The sequence below is a fragment of the Clostridium sp. DSM 8431 genome, from assembly GCF_900116755.1.
In the GTDB taxonomy this organism is placed as follows: domain Bacteria; phylum Bacillota; class Clostridia; order Clostridiales; family Clostridiaceae; genus Clostridium.
On sequence record NZ_FPBY01000195.1, the window covers coordinates 1 to 5926 of the forward strand.

At 29.6% G+C, this 5926-nt stretch carries 5 protein-coding genes and 1 pseudogene; all 6 read right to left on the reverse strand.

Features of this window, described 5'->3' with window-relative positions; translation table 11 throughout:
- Positions 1–288, reverse strand: a pseudogene (locus tag BM384_RS14865) (recombinase zinc beta ribbon domain-containing protein); the annotation flags it as partial.
- A 288-nt stretch (positions 289–576) separates the two neighbouring features.
- Complete coding sequence (gene minE, locus BM384_RS14870) at positions 577–849, reverse strand: cell division topological specificity factor MinE (protein ID WP_090014749.1); 273 nt, start codon at positions 847–849, stop codon at positions 577–579.
- Positions 850–862: 13 nt separating this feature from the next.
- The gene (gene minD / locus BM384_RS14875) at positions 863–1660 is read right to left on the reverse strand and encodes a septum site-determining protein MinD (RefSeq protein WP_090014751.1); all 798 of its coding nucleotides are present in this window, start codon (positions 1658–1660) and stop codon (positions 863–865) included.
- A gap of 21 nt (positions 1661–1681) precedes the next feature.
- Positions 1682–2356, reverse strand: a complete 675-nt coding sequence (gene minC / locus BM384_RS14880; RefSeq protein ID WP_090014753.1) for a septum site-determining protein MinC — start codon at positions 2354–2356, stop codon at positions 1682–1684.
- A gap of 145 nt (positions 2357–2501) precedes the next feature.
- Positions 2502–5381: a peptidoglycan D,D-transpeptidase FtsI family protein gene (locus BM384_RS14885; RefSeq protein ID WP_090014755.1), complete on the reverse strand. Its 2880-nt coding sequence runs from the start codon at positions 5379–5381 to the stop codon at positions 2502–2504.
- A 350-nt stretch (positions 5382–5731) separates the two neighbouring features.
- The coding region (locus BM384_RS14890) for a transposase domain-containing protein (protein ID WP_139232142.1) at positions 5732–5926 on the reverse strand (195 nt) is incomplete at its 5' end.

The following is a 5926-nucleotide window of genomic DNA, read 5'->3' on the forward strand; positions in this document are numbered from 1 at the left end:
AACAAATTTTATCCAAGTTTCTAAATTCTTTTTAGATGAGAAAATAGGTGTATTAGTAGTGTTTACGAAGGATTTTCTACAAGATTTACAAAGATATCTTTGAGTTTCTTTATTCTTTCCATTTTTAACTATGTATTTATTACCGCAGTGAGGGCATATTAATTCTGTATTATCTTTATTAGAAGAAAGATTTATTAATATACTTATGTCTATTATTAACTTTCTTTTAGCTGCATTACTTAAAGGTTTAATTCCTTCTAAAATTTCATTATAGTTATCCGAACACATCTTCTTCATCTCCAAATAATCATTTGTTTAGATACTTGCCTATATTTATCACTTTTATTCATAATACAGCCAAAATAAAAATATTGTATGTTATAAAAAAGCTATTATCTCTTTCTATAACATACAATATTTAAAATTTTTTCAAAGCAAAATAACAAGCTCTGTATCCTTTTGGGTCCATATAATCATTTTTAACGTCTTGACCATTTTAGATGTATGGAATTTTCTATTTATTATGTTTTACTCACTTGAAAATTCCATACCTTCTTAGGCGTTAAAATAGATATACTATCTCCCACGTACACCCTTTATAGGAATATTTGCTACTAAAGATGACGTAGAATCACCGCTTAAGACCTCGCCACTTTTAGTAACCGAAATTTCTACATCGTCTGCTTCTATCTCTACATACTTTGAAAGCACTTCAAGTATTTCTAATCTCATTTTTTCTAATGTATTTGTTGGAATATTACCTCTATCGTGTATTAATATTAACTTTAATCTATCTTTAGCAACATCCTTTGGTTTTTGCCTTCCACCAATGCTTCCAAAAAAGCCCATGAATTAACACCTCCTACTTACGACCAAATAATTTTTTAATTGATCCTAAGAAACCACCTGATTCAGTACTTAAATCTAAGAAAGGAACTTCTTCACCATTAATTCTCTTTGCAATATTTCTAAATGCACTTCCTGCTTTTGAAGAATCTTCAAGAACAATAGGTTCTCCTTTATTAGTTGATACTGTTATGTTTCTATCATCTGGAACTACACCTATAAGTTTTACTGAAAGAGTTTCTATGATATCTGAAACATCAAGCATATCTCCTCTTTTTGTCATTTCATAATTTAATCTGTTAACTATTACTGCATGATCATCTAATCCCTTTGCATCAAGTTTTCCTATAACTCTATCTGCATCTCTTACAGATGTTATTTCAGGATTTACAACAACTAAAGCTCTATCAGCTCCAATAACTGCATTTTCAAATCCTTGTTCAATACCTGCTGGAGAATCTATTAATACATAGTCAAATTCTTCCTTTAATTCGTTTACTATCTTTAACATATCAGCTGTACTAATATCATCTTTATCCTTTGTTTGAGCTGTAGGAAGTAAACATAAATTTGAAAATCTTTTATCCTTAATTAGCGCTTGCTTTAATCTGCATCTTCCTTCTATAACATCCATTAATGTATAAACAATTCTATTTTCTAAACCCATTAATACATCTAAATTTCTAAGTCCTGTATCTCCGTCGATAACTACAACTTTTTTCCCTAATGATGCTAACGCTGTACCTATATTAGCCGTAGTTGTTGTTTTACCAACACCACCTTTTCCTGATGTAATAACTATTGAAACTCCCATTTTTTCATATCCCTCCATAAATTAATATATATACTTGTTAGTTAAATATGGTTCAACAATAACTTCGCCATCTTTTATCCTTGCTACCTCTGGATATCTTGGCTTTTGGTTATCCGGTGAAATTGTTATAATATCACCAATTTTAAGTATCTCTGGCTGAAGTGAAAATGCAGCAATAACAGCATTACTATCCCCAGCATTTCCAGCAAATACATTTCCTTTAATGCTCCCTAAAACGATTATATTTCCATCAGCATAAACTTCTGCTCCACTATTAATATCACCAATAATGACAATATTCCCTGGGAAATGAACGCATTGTCCACCTCTAACAGTTTTACGCAAAAATTTTGTCTTTCCTTCCTGCACTCCATCAAAGGCTTCTCCTGTGGCTTCTTGTTCTATGCTCTTATTTTTAGTGGCTTTTTTAGCTTTATCCTGAATACTTTCAATAATGATTTCTTTTACTTCAATTTCATCTAATATGACCTTTTTAAGTTTTTCCATCTCATTCTCATTTAATAAAGAAGTATCAATGGTTATGTACAATATTGAATTCTTATAAAACTTTTTCCCTCGTAATAATTTCTCAGTAAGTACTAATAACATCTCTTCAAAACCACCAAATTTTTTTATGTCAACTAGTGCATTTAAACCATCTTTATTCCCCTTAATAATTACTCCATTAGTCTCCATTGGATACCCTCCAACTATTACACTCATATTTTATATATTTACTCTATATAATTATATCATTAATAATAAAAAATGAATATTAAATTATACCTTTAAAATATAAAAAGAGTATCATTTTTTGATACTCTTTTTACTAAGGTTAAATTTATTGTTCTTTATTATCCCCTGGCATAGTAGGAATATTCTTTATATATTTTTGATATGTTGATGAATACTCTGGATAATTTGGATGAGCAGCTAATATTCTATCTTTAAAATATTCTTCATATACTGCTTTTGCTACTCTCGCAGCACTACCACCATGTCCACCATCATAAATAGCTGCTACTACAGCAATTTCTGGATCATCTGCTGGTGCAAAACCTATATATGTGGCAAATGGTGCTCTTCCGTATTCATACTGATCATCTCTAAAATCCGCAGTACCTGTTTTACCTGCTGTTTTTATAACATCTGTTGGAAATCCTTCAAATGCTGAAGCAGCTGTACCATCTTGACCATCATTAACACTTTCCATACCTGCAACAATTGCATTCCATGTTGTATCACTTATATTAGTTTCATCTACAACTTCCGGTGAAAACTCTTGTAATACTTGTCCATCAGGACTTGTTATCTTACTTACATAGTGTAATTTATATCTAGTTCCTTTATTAGCTAATGTAGCTACATATTGAGCCATTTGCATTGGAGTAAATGTATTAATACCTTGTCCAATCGCTCCAAATACTTGTTGACCTGGTGAAAGTATTTGAGTACCAATATCTGAAATTGTATGAGTTGCAATAACATTTGCTACTATTTTTGCTTGCTTATCAACAGTTGTAGGTTGAAAACTTTTTGATAAATTATCTTGATACTTATCTGAAAGATTCATGATTGAAGTTACATTATCTAATATTTCTTCAGAAAAATCATCTACTCTTAAAGTTTCCTCTCCAACCTTAAGTAATTCATCTTTAATTTTATCTTTCAACTCTACCTTAGCACTTTTTAATTCATCACCGTCATCATCGTTAGCAGAATAATCAAAAGGTACAAAACTTGTATTAGTAGTTGCATAATATCCACTTTCTAATATATCTCTTAATAAGAACTTAGATTGACTTACATAATTAAGCTTATTAGTTAAGTAATTATATGTCTGACCAAAGCCTTCTTCTATTTCAACTCCTGTAGTTTTTGATGCATTTTTATTTGTAGGATCATAACCTAATCCAAACTTCCATGCATATTTAGATACTGCATTTAATGCTTCTGTCTTACTTAATCCATCTTCTAATCCTTTTTCATATAATCTATAAGCTACTTCATAGAAGAAAAAGTTACAAGACTGTTCTATAGCTCCTGCTACATTTAGAGAACCATGTCCACCTGATTTCCAACACTTAGGTGCAAAACCTGATCCGTATACATCTTTATGAATATTGAATACTCCTGAATCATAAATAGTAGCATCTGGAGTGATAACCCCTTCTTCTAACCCTACTAATGCAGTTAATGGTTTAAAAGTAGACCCTGGTTGTATTTTACCTTGAGTTGCATAATTAAATAATGGCTTAGGATATAAATCATATAAATCAGATCTAGAACCATCACTATTTAAAGGGAACAAATCATCAACAGTTTTCTTTAATCCAAACTTACTAATTATGTGCTGAGCATAAGCTTCATAATCAGGATTTAAGTATTCATTTCTCTTTTCAGTACTTAACTGCCCAGTTCTAAAATCATTAGGATCAAAACTTGGGTAAGAAACACTTGCAAGTATTTCTCCTGTCTTTACATTTACAACAATAGCAGCACCTCTGTTTGCTCCACTATAACTGTGTCCATTATCACTTGTTGTTGCTGCATAAGCAATACTATCTTTTAATGATTCTTCAGCCACATATTGTAAATCCTTATCTATTGTAAGATGTACATTATTTCCTGGATAAGATTCAAGTTTAAATAAATTTTGAGTTACTCTTCCCTTAGAATTAACTTTTACTGTTGTTCCACCTTTTGTTCCTTTTAATTGATCTTCAAAGGCTTTTTCTATACCTGAAACCCCAACTAAATCTGTAGAAGTATCATAACCACTTAATTCATATCTTTCTGCACTTGCACTATCAATTGATGATATATATCCTAATACAGATGCTGCTAATGTTTTATAAGGATAATATCTTACAGGCTGAGTATTAACATCTACTCCTGGAAGATCATTAAGTCTTTGATAAATTATAGATGCTGTATTTTTATCTATTCCATTTGCAATAGTAATATTATCTTTTCCCTTAATACTCTGAATATGAAGAGCATCTTTAACAAGAAGATAATTTCTAAGCTGACTCATTGAATGATCTTTAAGTAATATTTTTGTAATGTCTTCTCCAGACATATCTTCATATTCCTTTTTCTTTTCAGCACTTGGATTTGAATCAACTAAGTTTATTAGCTTATAATTCTTAATCATTTGATAAAATATATCTTCATCAGATATTTTAAGAAGTTCTGAATTTATCTCAGAAAGTTGTTCATCACTTAAATCATCATTTTCTGAATCAGGAAATAATTTATTTTTTATATCTTCATCAAATCCTCTATCTTTTAAAAATCTTAATCTTTCTGATTTTCTACTATCTTCGTCAGTTGATGAATAATCAAAATACACTTTATCATTTTCATCTACTTTAATTTTTAAATCATCTGTAAGGCTATCTCCAATAATATCAGATAACAAATCTACTGTTTGAAAAAAGCTTTTATCTGCTTCAGTAGTAGATGTATATGTCACTATGTATGTTTGTTCATTAGATGCTAAAACATTTCCTTTATCATCATATATAATCCCCCTTGGTGCCTTTTCAGATATAAACTTAGTTGCTGTTGTATCTGCTTTTTCTTGATAATCGTCGTGTTTATATACCTGAATATATAATAATCTTAATGTAATTACAGTAAATATCATCCCCATAATAATATAATAAACATTAAATCTTAATAACTTCTTTTTCTTTTTGGGCTTATTAACTATCATCTATCGACCTCCAACTAATTTTTGTTTAATTTATAAACATTTTAGTGACACTATATTTAATTATATCATCTTAATATTTTTTATAGTAATTTTGTAACAAAAAAGTAATAAAAATTTTAATTATAATATGTGAATTAAAGGCCTTATATATCAGAAATCCTGCCATAATAAGTGCTGGCTATCAGAAACTTTTTTACTTATATCTATAAGTAAAAAAGACAGTATCAATATACTTGATACGTAAGCGTAAAAGTTTTTGGCGTCTTTTATTGCTTCAAAAATAGTAATAAAATATCCCTATAAAGTTATTGAGATTTACATCATACCTCAATTATCTTTATAGGGATTTACTATTTCTTATCTTTAATTTTTAGATCATCCGGTATCTTATCAGCCCAAGGCATAAGATTCTCTAAGCTTTCGCTATCGGTTGTATCTATATTTATTAAGTTATCAAAAAGATAAACTAAATACTTTTCTATAACCAGTTTATTAGCCTTGGCAGTTTCTACAATACTATATAAATAGCTACTAGCAGTTGCCCC

Coding starts and splice junctions, on each gene's coding strand:
- BM384_RS14885 (WP_090014755.1), bottom strand. CDS start 5,381: ATGATAGTTAATAAGCCCAAAAAGAAAAAGAAGTTATTAAGATTTAAT.
- minE (WP_090014749.1), bottom strand. CDS start 849: ATGGGCTTTTTTGGAAGCATTGGTGGAAGGCAAAAACCAAAGGATGTT.
- minC (WP_090014753.1), bottom strand. CDS start 2,356: ATGGAGACTAATGGAGTAATTATTAAGGGGAATAAAGATGGTTTAAAT.
- minD (WP_090014751.1), bottom strand. CDS start 1,660: ATGGGAGTTTCAATAGTTATTACATCAGGAAAAGGTGGTGTTGGTAAA.